The 25,055-nt window shown below is 73.6% G+C and carries 22 protein-coding genes and 1 pseudogene; 20 read left to right on the top strand and 3 right to left on the bottom strand.

The annotated features are described in order from the left end of the window. Positions 1-232: 232 nt before the first annotated feature. The 19 genes from Sri02f_RS24130 to Sri02f_RS24040 all read left to right on the top strand — a co-directional run bounded on the left by Sri02f_RS24130 (position 233) and on the right by Sri02f_RS24040 (position 21,059). Positions 233-523, top strand: coding sequence for a hypothetical protein (locus tag Sri02f_RS24130; RefSeq protein WP_109003386.1), 291 nt, complete (start codon positions 233-235; stop codon positions 521-523). A gap of 429 nt (positions 524-952) precedes the next feature. Further along, positions 953-1,492 carry a DUF2617 family protein gene (locus Sri02f_RS24125; RefSeq protein WP_109003385.1) on the top strand — a complete coding sequence of 180 codons (540 nt, stop codon included), beginning with the start codon at positions 953-955 and terminating at the stop codon, positions 1,490-1,492. 81 nt (positions 1,493-1,573) lie between these two features. Beyond that, a complete protein-coding gene (locus tag Sri02f_RS24120) occupies positions 1,574-3,211 on the top strand; it encodes a polyamine aminopropyltransferase (protein WP_109003384.1) in 1,638 nt (545 codons plus the stop codon). A 154-nt stretch (positions 3,212-3,365) separates the two neighbouring features. Further along, positions 3,366-4,280, top strand: a complete 915-nt coding sequence (locus tag Sri02f_RS24115; protein WP_109003383.1) for an SRPBCC domain-containing protein — start codon at positions 3,366-3,368, stop codon at positions 4,278-4,280. A gap of 172 nt (positions 4,281-4,452) precedes the next feature. Then, positions 4,453-5,259, top strand: coding sequence for an aldose epimerase family protein (locus tag Sri02f_RS24110; protein ID WP_109003382.1), 807 nt, complete (start codon positions 4,453-4,455; stop codon positions 5,257-5,259). Positions 5,260-5,282: 23 nt separating this feature from the next. Beyond that, positions 5,283-5,831: an orotate phosphoribosyltransferase gene (pyrE, locus tag Sri02f_RS24105; RefSeq protein ID WP_109003381.1), complete on the top strand. Its 549-nt coding sequence runs from the start codon at positions 5,283-5,285 to the stop codon at positions 5,829-5,831. Positions 5,832-5,996: 165 nt separating this feature from the next. After that, positions 5,997-7,028 (top strand): class II fructose-bisphosphate aldolase, encoded by a 1,032-nt coding sequence (fbaA, locus tag Sri02f_RS24100; RefSeq protein ID WP_069768338.1) that lies wholly within the window; start codon positions 5,997-5,999, stop codon positions 7,026-7,028. 94 nt (positions 7,029-7,122) lie between these two features. Further along, positions 7,123-8,628: an MFS transporter gene (locus Sri02f_RS24095; protein WP_109003380.1), complete on the top strand. Its 1,506-nt coding sequence runs from the start codon at positions 7,123-7,125 to the stop codon at positions 8,626-8,628. Between the two features lie 187 nt (positions 8,629-8,815). Then, positions 8,816-9,229, top strand: a complete 414-nt coding sequence (locus Sri02f_RS24090; RefSeq protein WP_109003379.1) for a DUF3151 domain-containing protein — start codon at positions 8,816-8,818, stop codon at positions 9,227-9,229. 342 nt (positions 9,230-9,571) lie between these two features. After that, entirely contained in the window at positions 9,572-10,417 is an 846-nt protein-coding gene (locus tag Sri02f_RS24085) for a tryptophan 2,3-dioxygenase family protein (RefSeq protein WP_109003378.1), read from the top strand. Continuing rightward, a complete protein-coding gene (gene kynU, locus Sri02f_RS24080) occupies positions 10,410-11,597 on the top strand; it encodes a kynureninase (protein ID WP_109003377.1) in 1,188 nt (395 codons plus the stop codon). Before Sri02f_RS24085 ends, kynU begins: the two co-directional genes overlap by 8 nt. Before the next feature lie 271 nt (positions 11,598-11,868). Further along, positions 11,869-12,771, top strand: a complete 903-nt coding sequence (locus tag Sri02f_RS24075) for an alpha/beta hydrolase (RefSeq protein WP_109003376.1) — start codon at positions 11,869-11,871, stop codon at positions 12,769-12,771. 154 nt (positions 12,772-12,925) lie between these two features. Further along, positions 12,926-14,071 carry an alpha/beta hydrolase gene (locus Sri02f_RS24070; protein ID WP_245970757.1) on the top strand — a complete coding sequence of 382 codons (1,146 nt, stop codon included), beginning with the start codon at positions 12,926-12,928 and terminating at the stop codon, positions 14,069-14,071. 133 nt (positions 14,072-14,204) lie between these two features. Continuing rightward, complete coding sequence (locus tag Sri02f_RS24065; protein ID WP_109003479.1) at positions 14,205-15,386, top strand: acyltransferase family protein; 1,182 nt, start codon at positions 14,205-14,207, stop codon at positions 15,384-15,386. A gap of 10 nt (positions 15,387-15,396) precedes the next feature. Then, on the top strand, positions 15,397-16,845 hold the full coding sequence (locus tag Sri02f_RS24060; RefSeq protein WP_245970756.1) for a sensor histidine kinase: 1,449 nt from the start codon (positions 15,397-15,399) through the stop codon (positions 16,843-16,845). Further along, on the top strand, positions 16,842-17,519 hold the full coding sequence (locus tag Sri02f_RS24055) for a response regulator (RefSeq protein ID WP_109003374.1): 678 nt from the start codon (positions 16,842-16,844) through the stop codon (positions 17,517-17,519). Before Sri02f_RS24060 ends, Sri02f_RS24055 begins: the two co-directional genes overlap by 4 nt. 112 nt (positions 17,520-17,631) lie before the next feature. Further along, positions 17,632-19,002, top strand: a complete 1,371-nt coding sequence (locus Sri02f_RS24050; RefSeq protein WP_174855692.1) for a sensor histidine kinase — start codon at positions 17,632-17,634, stop codon at positions 19,000-19,002. Further along, entirely contained in the window at positions 18,999-19,664 is a 666-nt protein-coding gene (locus Sri02f_RS24045) for a response regulator (protein WP_109003372.1), read from the top strand. Before Sri02f_RS24050 ends, Sri02f_RS24045 begins: the two co-directional genes overlap by 4 nt. A 177-nt stretch (positions 19,665-19,841) precedes the next feature. After that, a complete protein-coding gene (locus Sri02f_RS24040) occupies positions 19,842-21,059 on the top strand; it encodes a cytochrome P450 (protein WP_109003371.1) in 1,218 nt (405 codons plus the stop codon). A gap of 80 nt (positions 21,060-21,139) precedes the next feature. On the opposite strand, the pseudogene Sri02f_RS24035 reads toward Sri02f_RS24040, so the two are convergent. Next, positions 21,140-21,328 (bottom strand): annotated as a pseudogene (locus tag Sri02f_RS24035) (efflux permease Rv1217c-related protein); the annotation flags it as partial. A 77-nt stretch (positions 21,329-21,405) separates the two neighbouring features. Then, positions 21,406-22,446: a diacylglycerol kinase family protein gene (locus Sri02f_RS24030; protein WP_109003478.1), complete on the bottom strand. Its 1,041-nt coding sequence runs from the start codon at positions 22,444-22,446 to the stop codon at positions 21,406-21,408. Positions 22,447-22,712: 266 nt separating this feature from the next. On the opposite strand from Sri02f_RS24030, the gene Sri02f_RS24025 reads away from it, so the two are divergent. Continuing rightward, entirely contained in the window at positions 22,713-23,996 is a 1,284-nt protein-coding gene (locus Sri02f_RS24025; protein WP_109003370.1) for an adenylosuccinate synthase, read from the top strand. A 188-nt stretch (positions 23,997-24,184) separates the two neighbouring features. Here Sri02f_RS24025 and Sri02f_RS24020 read toward each other — a convergent pair whose 3' ends face one another. Beyond that, complete coding sequence (locus tag Sri02f_RS24020) at positions 24,185-25,033, bottom strand: SDR family oxidoreductase (protein ID WP_245970755.1); 849 nt, start codon at positions 25,031-25,033, stop codon at positions 24,185-24,187. Positions 25,034-25,055: the final 22 nt, after the last annotated feature.

Raw genomic sequence — 25,055 nt, 5'->3', positions numbered from 1 at the left:
GTGGGCGTGGACGCGGAAACCTGCCGTTCGCCCGGCAGCTGAGCGTGGACATGCCCCTGACCTGCCCTTCTGTGCAGGTCAGGGGCTTTTCCCGGTGCAGAACCCTCTGAAGTTCCTCAACTCTGCTTTGGCCGGTGAGGCAGGCGGGCATCCCCCGTTCACGTGGCGCTCAGGCACCGCGCGAGGCGCCCACGGGGGGTTGCTTCGGGGGACTCGGAAGGAGGGTGACGCCATGGTCTTCGGCATCATCCTGGCGGTGATCGCGATCGTGCTCGTGGCGGCCCTGGTCGTCAACGTCCGTACGGGCGACGCCGCGAAGTCGCACCGCGGCCGCCGCTCGCGCGGCGCGTCCGGCGGCGGGGCCGCCGCCGGCGGCTGGTGGGCCGGCGGGGGAGACGGCGGCTCCGGCGGGGGCCACCACGGAGGCCACTCCTGCGGCGGAGGGCACTCCTGCGGGGGCGGGTCCTCCTGCGGGGGCGGGTCCTCCTGCGGAGGAGGCGGCGGATGCGGCGGAGGCAGCTGACACGGGGCAGCTGAGCTCCCCGCGGGGGAAGCCGCATCCGGACCGCGGGGCCCGCCACCGACCACGGGCCCCGCGGTCGCACCACGCCGAGGACGGGACGCCGAGGACGGCCAGGTGCCGGTACCCGCGCCCGGGCCTTTCCTGTGGGGCGCACGGGCGCACGCCGCACCTCCCGGCGCACGCCATAGTTGAACAATTGAGCTGTGTAGCCCCCTGAGGGATGGAAACCCGGCAAAGTTGGGTAAAAACCCTGGGGCGGCTCCCCAGTTCATGATTCCCTCTAAACCACCGACGCAGCCCCTCGGACCCTCTTCGGACGCCCCGAGCAAACGACACTCCCAGACCGGGCTGACCGGGGCCGTCTCCCGGTGTCGTCCTGGGTGCGCCGGACCCACCTCCTCATCTTTTGCTTCTCCGCGGAGCCGACCCATGCTCACGACCCTGAACACCTCATACACCGACACGCGCGCGGCCGATCTCGCCTGGGCCCTGGGGCGCGAGCCGCTGCCCGCCCTCGCCACGCTCGACCTCGAACTGTCCGCAGCCAAGCTGCAGTTGAGATTGCTCGGCGCCTCGCACCAGGTGCTGCTGGAGGAGGAGCAGGGCTGTTGTTCGGAGACGGTGGCCTGCATCGCCGGCAGCAGCACTCCCCTCCCGCTCGGCGTCGCCAAGCGGGTGGGCGACTGGGAGTACGAGTTCGCGGCGCGCGTCGAGGTGCTCTCGCCGGGCCAGTTCGCGGGCCGCGCCCAGGAACTCCTGGCCCTCGTCTCCGAGCACCCGCACGGCCTGGCCGGCGTCTTCCCGGGCAGCCCGCACGCCTTCACCGCGCTGCTCGCCCAACGGCAGGAGGGCCAGGTGCACTGGCGCACCTGGCACGCCTACCCGCAGGACGGCCAACTGGTGGCGACGCGCACCAGAGTGGGCATCCGGGCACGCTCGGGTGACCCCGTGCCGTTGACGGCGACCTAAACGCACAGAGCCGCAAACAGTCCCGAATTCCACACGTGTGGGTGACGAAGGGTGCCCGCGCCGTAACGTAACGTCGCAGTCGTGATCGAAGCCCACGCACCAGCCCCACCCGGCGCCCCGCCGTCCTGGCGGGGCCCCGCGCGGCTCCCCGTCCGGCCGGACACCGGGCGGTTCCTGGTCCTCGCGTGCGTCTTCGTCTGCGCCGCCTGCGGTCTCGTCTACGAACTCGAACTCGTCGCGCTCGCCTCCTACCTGATGGGCGATTCCGTCACCCAGGCCTCCGTCGTGCTGTCCGTCATGGTCTTCGCGATGGGCATCGGCTCCCTCGCCGCCAAACGGCTGCGCCGGTTCGCCGCGGCCGGCTTCGGCGCGTTGGAGGCGACCCTCGCGCTGGTCGGCGGCTGCAGCGCCATGGCCTTGTACGCGGTGTTCGCCTGGACGGGCGCCTGGGGCGGCCTGTGGGCCAACGGCCCCCGTGTCCTGCTCGTCGCGTTCTCCCTCGCCATCGGCCTGCTCATCGGCGCCGAGGTGCCCCTGCTCATGGAGCTCATCCAGCGCATCCGCCGCCAGGACGCGGGCGGCGCGGTGGCCGACCTGTTCGCCGCGGACTACGTGGGCGCGCTCGTGGGCGGCCTCGCCTTCCCCTTCCTGCTGCTGCCGTTCCTGGGCCAGCTGACGAGCTCGCTGCTGACCGGCGCGGTCAACGTCGTGGCGGGGGCCGCCCTGGTGCTCGGCCTGTTCCGCCGCGACCTCAGCTGCCGGGCCCGCTGTCTCCTGCTCGTCGCCAACGTCACCGTCCTCGGCGTCCTCGCCTCCGCCGCCGTCCTCGTCGACGACTTCGAACGGGCGTCGCGGCAGGCGGTCTACGGCGACGACGTACGGGTGGCGGTCCAGACCGGCGTCCAGGAGATCGTCCTCACCGGCGGCACCGGCGGCCGGCCCCTCGACCTCTATCTCGACGGCCGTCTGCGCGTCGGCGGCCGGGAGGAGCGGCGCTACCACGAGGCGCTGGTCCACCCCGCGATGAACGGTCCCCACGCGCGCGTGCTGATCCTCGGCGGCGGCGACGGCCTGGCCGCCCGTGAGGCCCTCGTCCACCCCGGCGTCCGCCGCGTCGACGTCGTCGACCTCGACCCCGGCCTGGTCCGGCTGGCCCGCACCGACCCGGCGCTGTCCGGCCTCAACGGCCACGCCTACGGCGACCCGCGCGTCCACGTCACCGCCTCGGACGCCTTCCAGTGGCTGCGCGAGGCGTCCGCGGCGACGTACGACGTGGTCGTGGCGGACCTGCCCGACCCGGGCATCACGGCCAGCACCAAGCTGTACTCCCAGGAGTTCTACGGCCTCGCCCGGCGTGCCCTGGCCCCCGGCGGCCGCCTCGTGGTGCACGCGGGCCCGGTCGCGACCCGGCCGCGCGTGTTCTGGACGGTGGAGGCGACGCTGCGCGCCGCCGGCCTGCGCACCGCCCCCTACCGGGTGGACGGCCGCGCCACCGGTTTCACCGCGGGCCCCGACCGCACCACCGACGTCGCCCGCGCGCCCCGCGACTGGGGCTTCGTCCTGGCCGCCGTCGGCGCCCGCCCGCCGCTGCGCCTCGACCCGCGCGAGCGCCCTCTGCGCACCCTGAGCCAGGCGGCTCTGACGGCGGACGCCCGGGCGGCGCAGGACACGCGGATGACGGGAGAACAGGCCTCCACGCTCGTGCATCCACGCTACTGACGTGCGGCGACCCGCCGTCCCCATCCGGTACGGAGCGGCGGCGACGGGCCCGGGCGGGCGGCGGGCGCGCGCGTACCACCGGCCGGAGCGCGGCGCGGCCGAATCCCGGTTTCACCGGGTGCTTTCCCCTACAGGCTGGGTAGGCTCCGCACTCATGGAGCATGAGGTGTTCGTTCCGGTTCCGGCCGAGCGGCTGACGGCGGCCCTCGCCGATCCCGCGCAGGTGGCGCGGGCGGTCCCCGGCCTCCAGCAGGACGCCGGCACCGAGCCGGTGGCGGGGCGGCTGAAGGTGCGCATCGGCGGCCACACCATCACCTACCGGGGCGCCGTACGCATCGCGCCGCGCGAGGACGGCGGCTACGCCGTGGAAGGCGACGCGACCGAGGTCCGGGGCGGCGGTTCCGTGCAACTCGCCCTCACACTGCGGCTGCGCGACGCCGACGGCGGCGCGACGCTCCGCTTCGAGGGGACGGCCTCCGCGGACGGCCGGGTCACGGAACTGCCGTCGGAGGCGGTCGACTCGGCGGTCGCCCGTCTGCTGAACCGCTTCGCGGGCAACCTGGGCGCGGGAACCGCGCCGGCGGCCGGGGACACGCCGGCGGCCGGGGACACGCCGAGTGCCGGAAACACCACCGCCGCCGCCGACGATGCCGACGACCTGAAGGCTCAGGAGAGTCCGGACGCCCTCGACGCCACGGACGGCGCGGGCGGCGCGGGCGGCGCGGGCGATCCGGACGAGGTCGGCGACCTCGACGACGTCGGCGATCTGGACGACGTCGACGAACCCGCCGTCCACGAGGGCGTCTTCGAGGCGGAGGTGCCCACGTCGGGGCCGGAGGACCTCACCGGCCCCGGAGAGCCGCCCGCCGAGGCCGCGCACGCGCGCCGGACGATGATCGGCCGCAGCGCGGAGGAGGTGGACCACGCTCCCCCGCGCGGGCGCTACGCGCCGGTCCCGGCCCCGCAGACCGTCATGCCGAACAGCACGCTGCGCTGGGCGGCGCCGGCGGCCGCGCTGGTCGTCGCGTCGGCGATCGTGGTCGGCCGGGCCCTGCGCCGGCGCGGCTGACGACCGGCGGCGACCGGCGGCGACCGGCCGGGAGCCTCCGCCTGATTCCGACCCCGATCCCGCCCCCCACCCCGACCCTGACCCCGACCCCGTGCCCGCCCCTGACCCCCGCCGCCGCTCCCCGGCCCCCCTGCTCCGCGGCCCCTCCGCCCCGTCCCAGTAGGGTCGTCCCGTGAGTGACGAAGACATCACGCTGACCGCGGGTGACGCGGAGGCGACCGTGCAGCCGGCCAACGGCGGCCGGGTCGGTGGGCTGCGCGTCGGCGGCCTCGAACTGCTGCGCCAGGGCGAGCGGTTCGGCTGCTTCCCGATGGTCCCCTGGTGCGGCCGGATCCGCGACGGGCGCTTCCGGGACGGCGCGACCGTGCGCCAGATGCCGCTCAACGCCGCGCCGAACGCCATCCACGGCACCGCCCGCGACGGCGCCTGGAAGGTGGCGCGGCGCACGGCGGACGAGGTGGTGCTGACGTACAAGCTGGTGGAGCCCTGGCCCTACCCGGGTCTGGTCACCCAGGTGATCACGCTGGACGAGGACGAGCTGCGGATCGCGATGTCCGTGGAGGCCCACGACTCGTCGTTCCCGGCGCAGATCGGCTGGCACCCGTGGTTCAACAGGAACCTCGGCGGCCGCGACGGCCAGGATGGCCAGGACGTGCAGGTCTCCTTCGACCCGGACTGGCAGGAGGAGCGCGGCGACGACCACCTGCCGACCGGCAACCGCGTCGCCCGGAAGCCCGGTCCCTGGGACGACTGCTTCGGCATGCCCGGCGGCGTCGACGTCACCCTGACCTGGCCCGGGCAGCTGAAGCTGAAGGTGACCAGCCCCGAGAAGTGGGTCGTCGTCTACGACGAGCAGGAGGCGGCCGTGTGCGTGGAGCCGCAGACCGGGCCCCCGGACGGGCTGAACACGCTTCCGCGCCTGGTCACCCCGCTGGAGCCGCTGGAGGCGACGACCACCTGGTCATGGAGCCGCCTCTGAGCCGCGCCTCTTAAGCTGAGGGCATGACGGACACTCGCGGCGCGCTGCTGCAGCAGATCAAGGACAAGGCCGTGGTGCACGGCAAGGTGACCCTGTCGTCGGGTCTGGAGGCGGACTACTACGTCGACCTCCGCCGCGTCACCCTCGACGGGGAGGCCGCCCCGCTGGTCGGCCAGGTGCTGCTCGACCTGACCGCCGAGCTGGAGTTCGACGCCGTCGGCGGCCTCACGATGGGCGCCGACCCCGTCGCCGGCGCCATGCTGCACGCGGCCGCCGCGCGCGGGCGCAGGCTGGACGCGTTCGTCGTGCGCAAGGCGGCGAAGGCGCACGGCCTGCAGCGGCGGGTGGAGGGCCCGGAGATCAAGGGCCGCCGGGTCCTCGTCGTGGAGGACACCTCGACCACCGGCGGCTCGCCGCTCGCCGCCGTGGAGGCGGTGCGCGAGGCGGGCGCCGAGGTGGTGGCCGTGGCGACCATCGTGGACCGGGCCACCGGCGCCGACCAGAAGATCCGCGAGGGCGCGGGGGTGCCCTACCTGTTCGCCTTCTCGAAGGACGAGCTGGGCCTGGACTGACCGGCCCCGGCCCGCCTCGTCGAGCCGGCTCCGACCAGTACGCGGACCAGGCATGGACCATTCGCGCATCTCTGGAAAGATGGCCCCGACGACGACGTCGAATCCAAGGTCAGGTCAGGGCCGTAGCACGCATATCGTCAACCCGCACAATCAAGGAGCGGACAGATGCCCATCGCAACCCCCGAGGTCTACAACGAGATGCTCGACCGGGCGAAGGCAGGCAAGTTCGCCTACCCGGCCATCAACGTCACCTCGACGCAGACCCTGCACGCGGCGCTGCGCGGCTTCGCCGAGGCGGAGAGCGACGGCATCATCCAGATCTCCACGGGTGGCGCCGAGTTCCTGGGCGGCCAGTACAGCAAGGACATGGTGACGGGTTCGGTCGCCCTCGCCGAGTTCGCGCACATCGTCGCCGAGAAGTACCCGGTCACCGTCGCGCTGCACACGGACCACTGCCCCAAGGACAAGCTGGACGGGTACGTGCGTCCGCTGCTCGCGGTGTCCGAGGAGCGCGTGAAGGCGGGCCGCAACCCGCTGTTCCAGTCGCACATGTGGGACGGCTCCGCCGAGACCCTCGCCGACAACCTCGCCATCGCGCAGGAACTGCTCGCCCGCGCCGCCGCAGCGAAGATCATCCTTGAGGTGGAGATCACCCCGACCGGCGGCGAGGAGGACGGCGTCTCGCACGAGATCAACGACTCCCTGTACACGACGGTCGACGACGCGGTGCGCACCGTCGAGGCGCTCGGTCTCGGCGAGAAGGGCCGCTACCTGCTGGCCGCGTCCTTCGGCAACGTCCACGGCGTGTACAAGCCGGGCAACGTGGTGCTCCGTCCCGACCTGCTCAAGGAGCTGAACGAGGGCGTCGCCGCGAAGTACGGCAAGCCGGCCGGTTCGCAGCCGTTCGACTTCGTCTTCCACGGCGGCTCCGGCTCCACCGCGGAGGAGATCGCGACCGCGCTGGACAACGGCGTCGTCAAGATGAACCTCGACACGGACACGCAGTACGCCTTCACGCGGCCCGTCGCCGACCACATGTTCAGGAACTACGACGGCGTCCTGAAGGTCGACGGCGAGGTCGGCTCCAAGAAGACCTACGACCCCCGGACCTGGGGCAAGCTGGCCGAGGCGGGCATGGCGGCGCGCGTCGTCGAGGCCACGCAGCACCTGCGTTCGGCGGGCCAGAAGATCAAGTAAGCCTCGCGGGGCCGTCCGGCCCCCAGGGGTAGTACGGGTATCCAGCGAGCCCGGCGCCTGTCTACGGCGCCGGGCTCCCTGTATACCTGGGGGCATGCCCGATGTCCGGCTGGCCTCGTCCCAGGGCAAGTGGATCCTGTTCACCACCGTGCTCGGCTCCAGCATGGCCCTGCTCGACTCGACCGTCGTCAATGTGGCGCTCCCGCGCATCGGCCGCGACCTGGACGCCGACCTCGCCGTCCTGCAGTGGACGGTCAACGCGTACCTGCTGACGCTGGCCGGGCTGATCCTGCTCGGCGGCTCCCTGGGCGACCACTACGGGCGGCGGAAGGTCTTCGTGGTCGGGGTGGTGTGGTTCGCCGTCGCCTCGCTGCTGTGCGGGCTCGCCCCGAACGCCGCCGTGCTGGTCGCCGCCCGTGCCCTGCAGGGCGTCGGCGGCGCGCTGCTCACGCCGGGCTCGCTGGCGCTCATCCAGGCCTCCTTCCACTCCGAGGACCGGGCGCGCGCGGTGGGCCTGTGGTCCGGGTTCGGCGGCATCGGGGCGGCCGTGGGGCCCTTCCTGGGCGGCTGGCTGGTGGACGGTCCGGGCTGGCGGTGGGTGTTCTGGCTGAACGTGCCGCTGGCGTTGGTGTGCGTGCCGGTGGCGCTGCGGCACGTGCCCGAGTCCTCCCGGGCCGGGGCCGCCGGCAGCGGGGGCGCGACCGGGAAGAGCCGCGCGGGCGGCGGCTTCGACGCGCTGGGCGCCTTCCTGGGCGCGCTGGCGCTCGCGCTCGTCACGTACGCCCTGATCGAGGCCGCGAGCGGATCCCCGGGGGTGGTGGCGGGGGCGGCGGTCGCGGGCGTGGCGGCCGGGGCGGCCTTCGTGGCGGTGGAGCGTCGCCGCCCGGACCCGATGCTGCCGCTCGACATCTTCGCGTCCCGCCAGTTCACGGCCGTCAACCTGGTCACCCTGTGCGTGTACGCGGCCTTCGGCGGCTTCTTCTTCCTGTGCGCGGTCCAGCTCCAGGTCGTGGTCGGCTGGTCCGCCCTCGGCGCGGGCACCGCGCTGCTGCCGACGACCGTGCTGATGCTGCTGCTGTCCGCCCGCTCGGGTGAACTGTCCGAGCGGATCGGGCCGCGGATCCCGCTCACCGTCGGCCCGCTGCTGTGCGCCGCCGGGATGCTGCTGATGCTGCGGGTGGGGCCGGGCGCGTCCTACGCCGGGGACGTCCTGCCCGCCGTCCTGGTGCTCGGCGTCGGCATGGTCGCGCTGGTCGCCCCGCTCACCGCGACCGTCCTGGCCTCGGTGGACGTCAGCCGGGCCGGCATCGCCAGCGGCGTCAACAACGCGGCGGCGCGGGCGGCGGGGCTGGTCGCCGTGGCCGCGCTGCCCCTGCTCACCGGCATGGGCCCGGAGGCGTACCGCTCGGCTTCGGCCTTCGACGACGCGTTCCGCAAGGCGATGGGGCTGTGCGCGGGGGTGCTGGCGCTGGGGGCGGTGATCGCCTTCACGACGGTGCGCCGGCCGCCCCCGGACTGCCGTCGACCCGAGTGCAGAACCCACGGCAGCGTCCTGGCCCCGCCCCTGGAGGGCGAACGGGCGAGGAAACGCCTGACGTAGCTCCGGCAGGTCCGGGCCGCGTGCCCGCGCGCCCTAGTACACACCGTTGCAGTACCAGGGCGCCCTCGTCCGGGGCTGCGGGGGCGCACCGGCGCCCCGTTCGGGAAACGGGCGCCGGGCGGGCGGCCGGTGGCGGGTTTCGTGGGCGGCCGGCGACGGCGGGCGGCGGATGGAGCAGACTGGACGCATGTCCCTTCACGAAAACCTCCTCGGGGGCCCGCCCCCGACCCACCTCCCCGACGACCCCGAACCGCGCGAGCTCCTCGCGAGCGGCACGGCGCCCGCCGACGTCGCCGCGAAGTACCCGACGTCCTCGCTGGCCTGGGCCCGGCTCGCCGACGACGCGTTCGAGCGGGGCAGCGTGGTGGAGTCGTACGCGTACGCCCGTACGGGGTACCACCGCGGGCTGGACAGCCTGCGCCGCAGCGGCTGGAAGGGGCACGGTCCGGTGCCCTGGGAGCACGAGCCCAACCGCGGCTTCCTGCGCGCCCTGCACGCCCTCGCCCGCGCCGCGCAGGCGATCGGCGAGCAGGAGGAGTACGAGCGCTGCTCGCAGTTCCTGAAGGACTCCTCCCCGACGGCGGCCCAGACCCTGGGTTAGGGCCTGTCGTTTGGATCACCCCGCAGACGCGGGGGCCGGCACGCGCGTCTGCGGCGTTGTCGTCGGTTGCCGACGCTCCGCGTCGACGCCCTCCTCCGCCGTGCAGCTGCACGCACCAGCCCCCGCTCACCGGCATCGACAGGTCCCGCCGATGCCCTGCGACCTGATTCAAACGACAGACCCCAGCCCTCAGGCGGTGCGTGTGACCCGTCCGGTCCTGGTGCGACCGGGCGGGCCTTGCGTTTTGGGGCCGGTATTGCGCAGGATGCCGGTGGGGACCGGGGCGTCCTGTCGAAAACGGCAGGGGCGGACCGCTACCCGGAGCAACAACAGGAGACAGCGATGTCCCAGCAGGCTCAGCCCGACGAGGCTTCGGAGCCCGAGACCCCGCATCTCGACTTCGCCGGCACGACGCCGTACGAGGACTACGTCAAGGCGGACGTGCTCACCCACCTCCAGCACACTCTCTCCGACGATCCCGGAGAGATGGTCTTCCTGGTGACGACCCAGGTGATGGAGCTGTGGTTCACGGTCATCGTGCACGAGTGGGAGACCGCCGCGCGGGCCCTGCGCGAGGACCGGGTGCCGGTGGCGATCGACGCGCTGAAGCGTTCCGTCCGCGAGCTGGAGGCGCTCAACGCGTCCTGGAGGCCGCTCGGCCAGCTCACCCCGGCCCAGTTCAACTCGTACCGCTCCGCGCTCGGCGAGGGCTCGGGCTTCCAGTCGGCGATGTATCGGCGCATGGAGTTCCTGCTCGGCGACAAGTCGGCGTCGATGCTGGTCCCGCACCGCGGCGCGCCCCGCGTGCACGCCGAGCTGGAGAAGGCGCTGCACGAGCCGAGCCTGTACGACGAGGTGCTGCGGCTGCTGGCCCGCCGCGGCCACGCCATCCCCTCCGCCGTCCTGGACCGGGACCTGGCGCGGCGCTACGAGCCCTCGGCGGAGGTCGAGGCGGTATGGACGGCCGTGTACGCGGGCGACGGGTCGGACGAGGTCGCGCGCCTCGGCGAGGCGTTGACGGACGTCGCCGAGCTGGTGTGGCGCTGGCGCAACGACCACCTGGTCGCCACCCGGCGTGCGATGGGCGCGAAGGCGGGCACGGGCGGTTCGGCCGGGGTGGCCTGGCTGGAGAAGCGCGCGCAGAAGAACGTCTTCCCGGAGCTGTGGACGGCGAGGTCCCATGTCTGACCTCGCCCGTACCGCCCAGCAGTACGACGCCGGCGATCCGCTCGCCGGCCTGCGCGCCCTGTTCGTCCTCGACGACGGCGTCTACCTCGACGGCAACTCGCTGGGCGCGCTCCCGCGTTCCGTGCCCGGCCGCGTCGAGGACGTCGTGCGCCGCCAGTGGGGTGCGCTGAAGATCCGTTCCTGGGACGAGAGCGGGTGGTGGACGGCGCCCGAGCGGATCGGCGACCGGATCGCCCCGCTGGTGGGCGCGGCGGCCGGACAGATCGTGGTCGGCGACTCGACGAGCGTCAACGTCCTCAAGGCGCTGGTGGGCGCGGTGCGCCTGGTGGACGACGCCCGAGACGAGATCGTCGTCGACGCGACGACGTTCCCCACCGACGGCTACATCGCCGAGTCCGCGGCCCGTCTGACCGGCCGCACCCTGCGCCCGGTGCGGCCGGCCGAGGTGCCGGCGGCGCTGTCCGGACGCACGGCGGCCGTGCTGCTCAACCACGTCGACTACCGGACCGGCCGGCTGCACGACCTGCCGTCGCTGACCGCCGCCGTGCACGCGGCCGGCGCTATCGCCGTCTGGGACCTGTGCCACAGCGCGGGCGCGCTGCCGGTGGGCCTCGACGAGCACGGGGTGGACCTGGCGGTCGGCTGCACCTACAAGTACCTGAACGGCGGCCCGGGCTCACCGGCGTACCTGTACGTGCGCCGCGAACTGCAGGACCGTTTCGACTCGCCGCTGCCCGGCTGGAACTCGCACGCCGAGCCCTTCGGCATGCGGGAGGACTACGAGCCGGCGGCCGGCGCTCTGCGCGGCCGCGTCGGCACCCCGGACATCCTGTCGATGCTCGCCCTGGAGGCGGCGCTGGAGGTCTGGGACGGGGTGTCGATCGACGCGGTGCGGACGAAGTCGCTGGCCCTGACGGACTTCTTCCTGGAGTGCGTGCGGGCGTACGTCCCCGAGGGGCGCGTCGAGTCGCTGACCCCGGTGCGTCACGAGGAGCGGGGCAGCCAGGTGGCGCTGCGTTGTTCGCCCGACGCCGGCGACGTCATGAAGCGGCTGATCGAGCGCGGGGTCGTCGGCGACTTCCGCCGCCCGGACGTCCTGCGGTTCGGCTTCACCCCGCTGTACGTCGGGTTCGCCGACGTGGAGCGGGCCGCGCGGGTGCTGGCGGAGGAACTGCGCTGACCCGGCAGGCGAGTTGATTGAACCGGCCGGCTCTCCTGGGCGTACTTGGGGGTACGTCCAGGGGAGCGCGGTCCCGTGGCGGGCGGTCCGGCCGGGGTGACGCGACAGCAGAACCGTTTACCTCTCACCGTGCGTGACATCCCCGTGTCCGCGCACGTCACGGGCCTGATACCGTCCCGGCCAACGGCCGAATTCTCTCCTGGTCCGCCGAAATCCTCCCCCAGCGCCGAAAGCCTGGGAGGTACCCCCATCGCCGCTGAGAGGTTGGAGCATGCCGGACGACGTTGTCGCAGCACGGGCCGTCGCCGAGGAGGAGTCGGCTTTCGCGCATCCGCCCGTCGACCCCGACGTCACCCTGGCGTACGGCGACCAACCCGACCAGGTGATCGACTTCTACGTCCCACGCGTGGAGGCGGGCCCCGGCGGCTCCGTTCCGCTCGTCGTCGTGCTGCACGGCGGGGCCTGGCGGGCGCCGTACGACCGGCGGCACATCACGCTGTTCGCGGACTTCCTGGCCCGGCGAGGGTTCGCGGTGGCCAACGTGGAGTACCGGCGCGGCGGCCCGGTTCCGGGCGCGCACGGCGCCCCGGCCCCGGAGGGGACGTCCCCGGTCGCGGGCCGCTGGCCCGACACCTTCGACGACGTCGCCGCGGCCCTCGACGCACTGCCGGACCTCGTCCGCGAGGCCCTGCCGCAGGCGGACGCGCGCCGCACGGTGCTCACCGGCCACTCGGCGGGCGGCCACCTCGCACTGTGGGCGGCGGCCCGGCACGTCCTGCCCGCCGACGCGCCCTGGCGCACCGCCCGCCCCGTCCCGCTGCGGGGCGTCGTGGCGCTCGCCCCGATCGCCGACTTCGCGGTCGCCGGGAAACTGGACGTGTGCGGCGGTGCGGCCTGCCAACTCCTCGGCGGGGAGGACCGGTTCGAGGAACGCCGGCCGTATGCCGACCCCGCGCTGCTGCTGCCGACCGGCATCGCCACGACCCTGGTCCAGGGCCGCGCCGACCTCGTCGTCCCCGAGGCGGTCGCGGAGGCGTACGCCGACGCGGCGGCGAAGGCGGGCGAGGTCGTGGGCGTGACTCTTCTGGAGGACGTCGGCCACTTCCCGCTGATCGACCCGGCGGCGGACGCGTGCGCGGTGGTCGCGGAGGAGATCGCCCAACTGGCCTGGTGAGAAAGCTCCCTGATCCCGTAGGTGTCGTACCCGTAGTACCTGAGAGCTACAGCGCAGAACAGCTCCCGGGCGGGACGCGGACGACGCGCTCCGATCCGTAACTTCCAAGCCTGACGGGCCCGATGGCCGGGCGGACTGGCGGGGGAGGGGCGGGATGGCGCAGCTTCGAGTGCGCGGGCGGCGGCACGACGGCGACGGGCAGGACCGGGAAGAGCGGCGGGACCGCCGGGACCGGCGGGATGGGGGAGGGCGGCGGGACTGCCGGGACCGGCGGGATCAGGGAGGGCGGCAGGACCGGCGGGGCGGGGGAGAGCGGCCGGAGCGGTGGGAGGGCGGGTCCCGGGGGCGGCGTCGGCTGCGCGCCCTGCTCGCTCTCCTGATCACCGCCGCCGTGGTCGTCCCCCTCACCACGGCCGCGGCCCGGCCGCGCATACCGGCCCCGGCCCCCGCCGCCCTCGCCCCGCTGACCGCCGCGACGCTGGAGCAGGCGTACGCCGCGAACCGGGCCGACGCCGCTCTGGCCTCCCGGATGGCCGCCGCGCACGGCGACCGCCACCGCGCGTCCGCCGTCCGTGCCCTCGCCGCGCCCTCCCGCCGCCTCCTCTCCTTCGACGGCCGCGGTTCCGGCCGGGCGGTCGAGGTGCTCGGCGACCTGGTGCACGCCGACCGCGTCGCCGTCCTGGTACCGGGCTCCGACACCTCGTTGGACACCTACGGGCGCTTCCACGCCGGAGCGGCCGCGCTGCGGCAGCGGCTCGTGGGGCAGCCCGGCGCAGGCGCGCGTACGGCGGTGGTGGCCTGGCTCGGCTACTCCACCCCGGGCACGGTCAGCACGACGGCCATCACCCCGACCCGCGCCGAGGAAGCGGCCCCCGGCCTGCGGGACTTCCTGCGCGAGCTGCGTGCGGTGACCGGCGCAGGCGCTCGTGTCACCCTCCTGTGCCACTCCTACGGCACCGTCGTGTGCGCGCGGGCAGCCTCCCGCGTGGAAGCGAGCGACATCGTCCTCCTCGGCAGCCCGGGCACCGGCGTGGAGGCGGCGGCGGACCTGCACACCCGCGCGCGGGTCTGGGCGGCCCGTGGCTCCGACGACTGGGTGGCGGACGTCCCTCACGTCAGGGCCGACCTGTTCGGCACGACGGTCGGCTTCGGCGCCGACCCGATGTCCCCCTCGTTCGGCGCCCGTGTCTTCGCGGCGGGCTCCGGCGGTCACAGCGACTACTTCCGGCCCGGCTCGGTCGCGCTGGCCAACATCGCCCGGATCGTCCTCGGCGAGACCTCGGAGGTCACCGGTGCGTGAGACACAGGAGAACCGACGGGACCTGCGGGCTCGTCAGAAGGGACGGGACCAGCAGCAGGACCGGCAGGACCGGCAGGACGGGCGGGACCGGCCGAACGTCCTGCTGCGGCTGCGGCTGCGGCTGCGGCTGCGGCTGCGGGAGGCGGCGGCCCGGGTCGACGCGGCCACGCCGCCCCGGCGCGACCGGGCCGTGGACGCGCTGCGGGCCCTGGCGATCCTGGGCGTCGTGCTCGGTCACTGGCTGGTGACGGCGCTCGTCGCCGACGGCGGCGCCCTGCGCGCCGCGAGCCCGCTGGGCTCCATGTCCTGGCTGGCGCCGGTGTCGTGGATGTTCCAGACACTGGCGGTGTTCTTCATGGTCGGCGGCCATGTGGCGACCAGGAGCCTCGCGTCGGCGCGGGCGCGGGGCGGGACCTACGGCGGGTGGCTGAGCGCCAGGATGTCCCGGCTGTTCGTCCCCGTGGCTGCGGTGCTGACGGTGTGGGCGGTGGCGGCGGCCGGACTGCTGCTGGGCGGCGCGTCGTTCGTCACCGTGCACACCGTGGTCAAACTGGCGCTGTCCCCCCTCTGGTTCCTGCTGGTGTTCGCCGTGCTGACGGCGGCGACCCCGTGGCTGGTCCGGCTCAACCCGCTGTGGCCGCTGGCCGTCGTCCTCCATGTGGACCTGGTGCGCTTCGGCCTGGGCGGCCCGTCCTGGCTGGGCTGGGTGAACCTGGCGGCCGGCTGGCTGGTGCCGTACACCCTGGGCGCGGCCTGGACCCGGGGCGAGCTGGAACGCCCCCGCGCGGGGTGGACGCTGCTCGTCGGCGGGGCGGCGGTGACGGCGGCGCTCGTCGGGTGGGCCGGCTACCCGGCGTCGATGGTGGGCGTGCCCGGCGCGGCGGTGTCCAACCTCGACCCGCCGACGCTGGCGGCCGTCGCCTTCGGTCTCGCCCAGTGCGGCCTGGCCCTGCTGCTGCGCGAGCGTCTGCGCCGGGCCATGACGCGTCCGCCGCTGTGGGCGGCGGTGGCCGTGCTCAACCTGTCCGCGATGACGGTGTTCCTCTGGCACCAGACGGCGATGATGGCGACCACCGCGACCGGCCTCTTCGCGGGCCGCCTGCCCGGCCTGCACACGCTCCCCGACGGGCTGGCCTGGTTGGCCTGGCGGCTGGTGTGGCTGCCGGTCTTCGCCGCGGTGCTGGGGGTGTGCTGGGCGGCGTTCCACTCCTACGAACGAGGGCCGCGCCGCAGGGACGGCCGTGGGTCGCGGGTGGTCCGCGTCCACCGCGGACGCCCTGATCCGGCGGGCGTGAAGGCGGCCCGCAATGCCTAGGGTTGGGCCCGTGAACGGCGAGGAGAGCCCCAGGTCGACCGAGCGCGCCGCCCGTGCCCGAGCGGGCGTGCTCCGGCTTCACCGGCTGCGCTGGCTGCGGCTGCCGGGATACGTGGTGGTGTGCTGGGCCGGCCTCGGCATCGCGCTGGCCGCCCGGGAACAGCTGGGCGGCTACGACCTGGGCACGGAACTGGCGGTGCTGGCCGGCTTCGCGCAGGGCGCGGCCGTCGTCCTCGCCCTGTGGCGGCCGCTGCAGGCGTGGGCGCTGTCCCTGGCCGGGGTAGTCGTCGCGGCACTGACCGCCCGGCCGGTTCTGGTGGGCCACCCGCTGCCGGGGCCGTCCTGGCCGTGGACCACCGCCGAAGTCCTGGCCCAGGCCCTCGTGCTGCTGTTGCTGGCGCTCCGGGTCCGTCCCCGGCTGTCCTTCTCGGTGCTGGGGGCCACCGCGCTGATGACGTGGCTGGTGCAGGGCCTCATCGGCGGAGCCAACTACACCTCTACGGGCGTCACGGCGGTCGGGGTCTTCGGCGCGGTCGTCCTCGTCGGCACCGCCCTGAGAGGTCTCGGGGAGGCCCGCACCCAGCTCGTCGAGCAGGAGACGATCACCGCCGAGGAACGGGCCCGTCGCACCGTCCTGGAGGAGCGCAACCGGATCGCGCGCGAGCTGCACGACGTGGTCGCCCACCACATGTCGGTGATCTCCATCCAGGCGCAGGTCGCCCCCCACCTGGTGCCGGATCCGTCCGAGGAGCTGAAGGAGAACCTCGCCGGCATCCGGCAGAACGCCCTGGAGGCGCTGGGCGAACTGCGCCGAGTGCTCGGGGTGCTGCGCTCGGAGAACCCCGAGGACCCCTACGGTCTGGGCGCGGCCGGGGCGGGAGCCGCCCCGGACACCCCGCAGCCCACGCTCGACCGTCTGGACGCCCTGCTGGAGAACACCCGCGCGGCGGGTCTGGACGTGGCCGCCGTCATCAGGGGCGACGCGCCCGCCTACCCGCCGGGCGTGCAGCTGTCGGCGTACCGGATCGTCCAGGAGGCGCTGAGCAACGCCCTGCGGCACGCGCCGGGTTCGCAGGTGCGGGTGACGCTCGGCCACCATGCCCGGGGTCTGTACCTGGAGATCGCCAACTCCCGTCCGCGCCACCCCGTACGGCCTTCCCCCGGGGCGGGTCACGGTCTGCTCGGCATGCGCGAGCGGGCGACCATGCTGGGCGGTCACGTCAGCGCGTATCCGACCCTGCACGGCGGTTTCGCGGTGTCGGCGTTCCTGCCGAGGGACGGCGTGGCGTGCGACCTCGAGGACGCCGAGGACCTCGGCGCCCTGGAAGGCCTCGAACTCGTCTTCCCGGACGACCCGCCCGCGCTGCCCGCCCCGCCCGGTGACGCGCACGAGCCGCACGACGAACCGGGCGACCGGGAGCATCCGCTCCGGCCCTCGACGCGAGAAGGAAAACGATGACGACCGGCGGCACCATCCGCGTACTGATCGCCGACGACCAGCAGATGGTCCGGCAAGGCTTCACCGTGCTGTTGAACGCGCACCCGGGCATCGAGGTGATCGGGCAGGCGGTGGACGGCTTCGACGCCGTGGCGAAGGTCGCCGAGCTGACCCCCGACGTGGTTCTCATGGACATCCGGATGCCCGACCTCGGGGGCATCGACGCCACCCACCGCATCACGCTCGACCACCCGCACATCAAGGTGCTGGTGCTCACCACCTTCGACCTCGACGAGTACGTGTACGAGGCGCTGCGGGCCGGCGCGTCCGGCTTCCTGCTCAAGGACGCCTCCGCCGACCAGCTGGCCGAGGCGGTCCGGGTGGTGGCCGCCGGCGACGCCCTGCTGGCCCCCGGCATCACCCGCAAGCTGATCGCCGAGTTCTCCCGTCTCGACGGCAAGCCCAGGGCTCCGCTGAAGGAGCGGGTCGGCGCGCTCACCGAACGCGAGACGGAGGTGCTCGCCCTCATCGCGCAGGGCTTGTCCAACGCGGAGATCGCGCACCACCTCGTCGTCGCCGAGCAGACCGTGAAGACGCATGTGGGCCGCATCCTGGTGAAACTGGGCCTGCGGGACCGCACCCAGGCCGCGGTGTTCGCCTACGAGTCGGGGCTGGTGAGACCGGCGGGATACTGACCGGCGGCGGGCCGGCGGCTCTCCGTGGGACCCGTAGTACCTGAGAGGGATCCACAGGAACCCCTCTTACTGGTGACGACCGCGACCCCCGGCTGCACATACCGTTCTGAACGTGACCGAGACTACGCAGAGGCACCCTGTGCACCCGGACGGCTTGGACGGACCGGACGACTCCTACGAGCCCCTCCGGCCGCGCAGCCCGGAGTTCCGGGCGGCCGCGGAAGCCCTGCGCGGCCTGCGAGAGGACCTGTTCCACGATGCCTTCGCCTACCGCCCGCTGCCCCGCAAGGAGCCCGCGGGACGCCTCCTGCGCAGGATGAAGGGGCGCAAGCGGGAGTACGCGGCCTGGTCCCGGCACGCGACGGTCGGGGCGGCCGGCGCCCTGGCGATGCTGATCGCCTGGATCGACGGACAGGGGGGCGGCGTCGGGCTCCTGACCGGCCTGCTCGCTCTGATCCCGGTGCTGCTCACGCTGGTGCGGCCGGTGGGCGCGTTCTGGGTGTCGCTCGCGGCGACCACGATCACCGCGGTCGTCGGCACCACGTACAGCGATTGGCCCTGGCTGCCGAGCAGCTTCGCCACCCACCTGATCGTCCTGACGGTCGTGGCGATACGCACCCGCCCGCGCACGGCGGCGTGGATGTGGCTGCTGACGGCGGCGTACGGCTTCGTCGCCGAGACCGTCTTCAGCTGGGACCACTCCTACACGAACACCGCTCCCATGCTGGTGTTCTCCGCGATCCTCCTGCTCGCCGTCACGGTCTGGCACATCCGCCGCCAGGCCGAGGAGGAGGTCACGGCCCAGCAGACGGTGACCGCGCACGAGCGCTCGCGGCGCACCCTGCTGGAGGAGCGGACCACGATCGCGCGCGAGCTGCACGACGTGGTCGCGCACCACATGTCCGTGGTCGCGATCCAGGCGGAGGCCGCTCCCTACCGGGTGGAGAACCCGCCGCCGGAGCTGGAGAAGGCCTTCGTCACGATCCGGGAGAACGCGGTGGCGGCCCTCACGGAGCTGCGCCGGGTGCTGGGCGTGGTCCGCGCCGAGGACTACGAGGTCCCCGACGCCCCGCAGCCCACGCTCGCCGAACTGGACGGGCTCCTCGCCAACGTGCGGGAGACGGGCCTGGACGTGGAGAAGACGGTCACGGGAGCGGTGCGCGAGCTGCCCCAGGGCGTGGAGCTGTCGGCGTACCGGATCGTGCAGGAGGCGCTGAGCAACACCCTGCGCCACGCGCCCGGCGCGAGCGCCCGCGTGGAGATCGGCTATGTGCTGGGCGGTCTCGGGCTGCGGATAGTCAACGGCCCCCCGCCGAACCCGACGCTGATCAAGCCCTCGCCGGGAGCCGGTCACGGCGTCACGGGGATGCGCGAGCGGGTCACGATGCTGAACGGCGAGATGACGGCGGAGCCGACGCCGGCCGGCGGCTACGAGGTGACGGTGTTCCTGCCGGTGCCCGCCCCGAGCGAGAGTGGAGCATGACGATCCGAGTACTGGTCGCCGACGACCAGATGATGGTGCGCGAGGGCTTCTCGGTCCTGCTGAACGCGATGCCGGACATCGAGGTGGTGGGCGAAGCCGTCAACGGCCGGGAGGCGGTGGACCGCGTCCGTGAGCTGTCCCCCGACGTGGTCCTGATGGACATCCGTATGCCGGAGATGAACGGCATCGAGGCGACCCGGGAGATCGTGGCGGCGGACGGAACGGCGAAGGTCCTGGTCCTGACCACCTTCGACCTGGACGAGTACGTCTACCAGGCGCTTCGCGCGGGAGCGTCGGGGTTCCTGCTGAAGGACGCGTCGGCCCGTCAACTGGCCGACGGGGTCAGGGTGGTGGCGTCGGGGGAGGCCTTGCTCGCCCCGTCCGTCACCCGGCGGCTGATCACGGAGTTCTCGAAGCTCTCCGACGCCCCGCGGCTGTCCGCGACGGCCCAGGCGGCGTACGGCGACCTCACCGAACGGGAGACGGAGGTGCTGGTCCTGATCGCCCAGGGGCTGTCCAACGCGGAGATAGCCGGGCGGCTGGTGGTGGCCGAGTCGACCATCAAGACCCATGTGAGCAGGATCCTGGTGAAACTGGGTCTGCGCGACCGCACTCAGGCGGCGGTGTTCGCATACGAGGCGAGGCTGGTGACACCGGGCTGAGCGAGGCCGGTGACACCGGCCTCCCGCTAGCCGCCCCTCTCTCTCCCTCGCCGCCTCCCTCCCTCCCTCGCCGCCCCCTCTCCCCTGCCGCCCCTCCCCGCGCCCGGAGTCGCCACCGGGCGCCTGCTTCTTCAGGACCCCCTGGTCAGCAGGCCGTGGAGCGGTTAGCGTCCGTTCATGGCAGCAGTCGACGACCTCTCCTTCGATCCCTGGGACCCGGCGTTCGTGTCGGACCCGTATCCGGCCTACGCCGAGCTGCGGGAGCGGGGGCGGGTGATCTACTTCGAGCCGACCCGCCAGTGGCTGGTGCCGCGGCACGCGGACGTCTCGGCGCTGCTGCGGGACCGGCGGCTGGGGCGGACGTATCAACACCGCTTCACGCACGAGGACTTCGGGCGGACGGCGCCGCCGGCCGAGCAGGAGCCGTTCCACACGCTCAACGACCACGGGATGCTCGACCTGGAGCCGCCGGACCACACCCGGATCCGCCGGCTGGTGTCCAAGGCGTTCACCCCGCGCACGGTGGAGGGGCTGAAGCCGTATGTGCGGCGGCTGGCCGCGGAACTGGTGGACGGGCTGGTGCGGGAGGGCGGCGGTGATCTGCTGCGCGACGTCGCCGAGCCGCTGCCCGTCGCCGTGATCGCGGAGATGCTCGGGATCCCGGAGGCGGACCGGGCGCCGCTCAGGCCCTGGTCGGCCGACATCTGCGGGATGTACGAGCTGAACCCGTCGCAGGAGACCGCGGCGAAGGCCGTGCGGGCCTCCGTCGAGTTCTCCGACTACCTGCGGGAGCTGATCGCCGAGCGGCGCAAGGAGCCGGGGGAGGATCTGATGTCGGGCCTGATCGCCGCGCACGACGAGGGCGACCGGCTCACCGAGCAGGAGCTGATCTCGACGGCCGTGCTGCTGCTGAACGCCGGCCACGAGGCGACCGTCAACGCCACGGTCAACGGCTGGTGGACGCTCTTTCAGCACCCGGAGCAGCTGGCGGCGCTGCGGGCGGACCACTCGCTGGCGCCCTCAGCCGTCGAGGAGCTGATGCGGTACGACACCCCGCTGCAGCTCTTCGAGCGGTGGGTGCTGGACGACATCGAGATCGACGGGACGGTCGTGCCCCGGGGGGCCGAGATCGCGATGCTGTTCGGTTCGGCGAACCACGACCCCGCCGTCTTCGCCGAGCCGGACCGGCTGGACCTGGCCCGCGCCGACAACCCGCACATCTCCTTCAGCGCGGGCATCCACTACTGCATCGGCGCGCCTCTGGCCCGGATCGAGCTCGCGGCCTCCATGACGGCCCTGCTGGAGCGGGCCCCGACCCTCGCGCTCGCCGCCGAGCCGCGGCGCAAGCCGAACTTCGTGATCCGCGGGCTGGAGGGACTGAGCGTGACCCTCTGAAAGGTGACCCTCCGACAGACTGAGCGCGGCCCGCAGCCCGCGGCGCGACGCCGTGCCCCGCCCCGGCCGAGCCCCGGGGGTTAGGGCGAGGTCATGTCCCGGTGTCGCAGTCCCGCCGGCCCGGCGGTCACCAGCAGCGCCGCTCCGGCCAGGAGCGTCAGCACCGGGGCCCACTCCATCCCCCCGCCCGGCAGCTTGGGCAGGTGGCCGAACGGGGACAGGTCCAGAACCGTCTGCGGGGCGTCGAGGGCCGGGCCGATCCAGGCCATGGCGCGCTGCGGCGCCACGGCCTGGGGGCGCAGCGTGACCGGGACCGCCGGGCCGGCGGCCCCTGGGTCACGCGTCGTCAGCGACCCGGCAGCATCAGGCCCAGGGCGCCCTCCCGCACCGTCCACGTCCGCCGCCGCACCGGACCGGCGATCGACGCGTCCGCCCGGTAGCGGAAGTCCGCTCCCGAGACGGTCACCGTGCGCCCCCGGGCCAGCAGCGGCGTCGCCTCCGCGCCCAGCGACAGCGGCCGCACCTCCACCGTCACCATGCCGGAGGCGCCGCCCGTTCCCGGGATCACCGACACCGCCTCGACGGGCTGGTCGAGGTCGATCAGCGTCACCCCGTCGACCTCGATCCGCAGCCGGGCCGGCCCCGGCGGCGTGGGGACGGCGGAGAGCCGGGACGGCCGGGAGGGCACCAGGGTCCGGACGAGGGACTGGCACGTGCGCAGCCACGGCCGGCCGGAGTCCGCCCCGCCCCCGCCGTCCCCTCGCAGGCCTCCTGCGCCCCGTGAGTCCTCCAGGTCCGGCGCATCCCTCGAACCCCGCGGGCCGCCCGAGCCCCACGCCCCGTGCAGCCCCCATCCGCCGTGCAGGCCCCAACCGCCGTGCAGCCGCTGGTCGCCCCGCGAGGCACGGGGGGACCCGGGGTCACGTGCGTCGTGTGCCTCACGTGAGTCATGTGCGTCGCGCGGGTCCCAGGAGTCACGTGAGCTCTCGGCGTCCTGCGGGACGAGCGAGAGGGGCGGGATGCGCAGCGCCCCCAGGACGACGCCGTCGCTGTCGTCCACCAGCAGGTCGAGCCGCCGCTCGGCCCCGTCCAGGACGGCGCGGGCCGCCGCCACGGCCCCCGTGGGCACGCCCAGGGCGCGCGCGACGCCCAGCGAACCGCCCACCGGCACCACCGACAGCACACAGGCGGCCAGCGCCCGCTGCCGGTGCAGCAGGGCCACCGCCCGGGTCAGCGCACGGTCGTCCCCGATGACCACCGGCCGCCGGGAGCCCCGCCGCGCCAGCACCCGGGCGAATTCCTCCGGGCCGTCCGGCAGGCACACCTTGGTGCCCGCCGCACCCGCGCTGAGCACGTCTTTCGCGATCCGTACGGACTCCCCGTCCATACGCCGGGCGACCGGATCGATGATCACCAGCAGCTGTTCGGACGTCGGAGAAGTCGCCACCTCGGTCCTGCCTCGCTTCCTCGGGTAGCATCTTTGTGCAAGAGCCCCTTGCGCTATTGCGCCAGGGGCTTCGTCTATTCCGGGGCATCCGGGTCCGACGAGCGGCGGCCGACCACGGTCGCGGTGCGTGCGGTGCACGCGGTGGAACGATCCATCGCGTACACCTCTGGCCTTGGACATGCCCCACCCGGAAGGGGTGTACGCGCGTGCCCGCACTTGTGCTGCTCGGTGCTCAGTGGGGTGACGAAGGCAAGGGAAAGGCCACCGACCTTCTCGGTGGCTCGGTGGACTACGTAGTGCGCTACCAGGGCGGCAACAACGCCGGCCACACGGTCGTCGTCGGCGACCAGAAGTACGCACTCCACCTGCTCCCTTCCGGAATCCTGTCTCCCGGCTGCACGCCGGTCATCGGTAACGGTGTCGTCGTCGACCCGTCGGTCCTGCTCTCCGAGCTGAGCGGTCTGAACGAGCGCGGCGTCGACACGTCGAAGCTGCTGATCAGCGGCAACGCGCACATCATCACGCCCTACAACGTGACTGTCGACAAGGTGACGGAACGCTTCCTCGGAAAGCGCAAGATCGGCACGACCGGCCGGGGCATCGGTCCGACATATGCCGACAAGATCAACCGGGTCGGCATCCGGGTCCAGGACCTCTACGACGAGTCGATCCTGACCCAGAAGGTCGAGGCGGCCCTCGACGGCAAGAACCAGCTGCTGACCAAGCTGTACAACCGTCGCGCCATCGCCGTCGACCAGGTCGTCGAGGAACTGCTCGGCTACGCGGAGAAGCTCGCTCCGTACGTCACCGACACGGTCCTGGTCCTCAACCAGGCGCTGGAGCAGGACAAGGTCGTCCTCTTCGAGGGCGGACAGGGCACGCTCCTCGACATCGACCACGGCACGTACCCGTTCGTCACCTCGTCGAACCCGACCGCGGGCGGCGCCTGCACGGGCTCGGGCGTGGGTCCGACGAAGATCAGCCGGGTCATCGGCATCCTGAAGGCGTACACGACCCGTGTCGGCTCGGGCCCCTTCCCGACGGAGCTCCTCGACGCGGACGGCGAGGCGCTGCGCCGCATCGGCGGCGAGCGGGGCGTCACCACCGGCCGCGACCGCCGCTGCGGCTGGTTCGACGCCGTCATCGCCCGTTACGCGACCCGCGTCAACGGTCTGACGGACTTCTTCCTGACCAAGCTCGACGTCCTCACCGGCTGGGAGGAGATCCCGGTCTGCGTGGCGTACGAGATCGACGGCAAGCGGGTCGAGGAACTGCCCTACTCGCAGAGCGACTTCCACCACGCGAAGCCGATCTACGAGACTCTGCCCGGCTGGTCCGAGGACATCACCAAGGCGAAGTCGTTCTCCGACCTGCCGAAGAACGCCCAGGCGTACGTGAAGGCGCTGGAGGAGATGTCCGGCGCCCCGATCTCCGCGATCGGCGTGGGCCCCGGCCGGGACGAGACGATCGAGGTCAACTCGTTCCTGTAGTCGACGCCGGGGGCGGTCGGTCGGCGCCGGGGGCGGTCGGCGCCGGGGACAGCCGGTGCCCGGCAGCCGGCACCGGTGGCAGTCGGTAGCGCGGTACATCGGCTCGGGCCGGTCAAGGACATCCTTGACCGGCCCGTGGCCTGTCCGGGCGTCGCCTCAACGGTCCGCGTGCGGCCGTGGGCGGTGTTTCAGCGGAACGCGGGCGCGTTGCGCGCGGCCCAGTCGGCGAAGCTGCCCGGGGCCCGGCCCAGGACGCGTGCGACGTCGGGGGTCGGGCGCCGCTCCTCCTCGGTCGGCCGGCCCAGGATCGCGAGGGTGCCCTCGACCGCGGGCAGCGGCATGAACCGCGACATCAGCTCGTGGGCCTCCTCCTCGGTCTGCTCGGTGAAGCGCACCGGTTCGCCCAGTACGGCGGCGATGGCCGCGGCCCGCTCGCGCGGGGTGGTCGGCGCGGGGCCGGTCAGGGTGTAGGTGGCGCTCAGGTGGCCGTCGCCGAGCAGGGCGGCGGCGGCGACCGCGGCCACGTCGTCGGGGTCGACGAAGGGCAGGCCGACGTCGCCGAAGGGCGCCGCCGCCTCCCGCCGCTCGCTGACCGACCCGGCCCAGGCCAACGCGTTGGTGGCCATTCCGCCCGACCGCAGGATCGTCCAGCCGAGACCCGACTCCTTCACCGCCTCCTCGAACAGGCGCGGATGCCGGTACGCCTCGGGACGGGTTCCGGCGCCCTGTGAGGACAGCAGGACGACTCTGCGGATCCCGGCGGACTTCGCCTCGGCCAGGACACCGTGCGGGTCCTCGCCCGCCACCAGCAGGAACAGTGCCTCGGCTCCGGCGAACGCGGTCCGCAGGCCGGCAGGTTCGGCCAGATCGGCGGGCGCCGCCCGCACCCCGGCCGGCACGTCGGCGTCGGTGACGGAGCGGGCGACGGCCGTCACGGGCGATCCGGCCTCGCTGAGCGTCCGCACCAGGGCGCGGCCGACGTTCCCGGTCGCTCCGGTCACCACGATCGCGCCGGTCATGTCTTTCTTGACTGTCATGTCCCGTTCCCGTCCCTCGTTA

This window comes from Streptomyces rishiriensis, from assembly GCF_003112535.1.
Taxonomy (GTDB): domain Bacteria; phylum Actinomycetota; class Actinomycetes; order Streptomycetales; family Streptomycetaceae; genus Streptomyces; species Streptomyces rishiriensis.
The sequence above is the reverse complement of the archived record's forward strand: the minus strand, read 5'-3'. Positions and strand labels throughout refer to the sequence as shown.

Coding starts and splice junctions, on each gene's coding strand:
- Sri02f_RS24130 (WP_109003386.1), top strand. CDS start 233: ATGGTCTTCGGCATCATCCTGGCGGTGATCGCGATCGTGCTCGTGGCG.
- Sri02f_RS24125 (WP_109003385.1), top strand. CDS start 953: ATGCTCACGACCCTGAACACCTCATACACCGACACGCGCGCGGCCGAT.
- Sri02f_RS24115 (WP_109003383.1), top strand. CDS start 3,366: ATGGAGCATGAGGTGTTCGTTCCGGTTCCGGCCGAGCGGCTGACGGCG.
- pyrE (WP_109003381.1), top strand. CDS start 5,283: ATGACGGACACTCGCGGCGCGCTGCTGCAGCAGATCAAGGACAAGGCC.
- fbaA (WP_069768338.1), top strand. CDS start 5,997: ATGCCCATCGCAACCCCCGAGGTCTACAACGAGATGCTCGACCGGGCG.
- Sri02f_RS24095 (WP_109003380.1), top strand. CDS start 7,123: ATGCCCGATGTCCGGCTGGCCTCGTCCCAGGGCAAGTGGATCCTGTTC.
- Sri02f_RS24090 (WP_109003379.1), top strand. CDS start 8,816: ATGTCCCTTCACGAAAACCTCCTCGGGGGCCCGCCCCCGACCCACCTC.
- Sri02f_RS24085 (WP_109003378.1), top strand. CDS start 9,572: ATGTCCCAGCAGGCTCAGCCCGACGAGGCTTCGGAGCCCGAGACCCCG.
- kynU (WP_109003377.1), top strand. CDS start 10,410: ATGTCTGACCTCGCCCGTACCGCCCAGCAGTACGACGCCGGCGATCCG.
- Sri02f_RS24075 (WP_109003376.1), top strand. CDS start 11,869: ATGCCGGACGACGTTGTCGCAGCACGGGCCGTCGCCGAGGAGGAGTCG.
- Sri02f_RS24070 (WP_245970757.1), top strand. CDS start 12,926: ATGGCGCAGCTTCGAGTGCGCGGGCGGCGGCACGACGGCGACGGGCAG.
- Sri02f_RS24055 (WP_109003374.1), top strand. CDS start 16,842: ATGACGACCGGCGGCACCATCCGCGTACTGATCGCCGACGACCAGCAG.
- Sri02f_RS24045 (WP_109003372.1), top strand. CDS start 18,999: ATGACGATCCGAGTACTGGTCGCCGACGACCAGATGATGGTGCGCGAG.
- Sri02f_RS24040 (WP_109003371.1), top strand. CDS start 19,842: ATGGCAGCAGTCGACGACCTCTCCTTCGATCCCTGGGACCCGGCGTTC.
- Sri02f_RS24030 (WP_109003478.1), bottom strand. CDS start 22,446: ATGGACGGGGAGTCCGTACGGATCGCGAAAGACGTGCTCAGCGCGGGT.
- Sri02f_RS24020 (WP_245970755.1), bottom strand. CDS start 25,033: ATGACAGTCAAGAAAGACATGACCGGCGCGATCGTGGTGACCGGAGCG.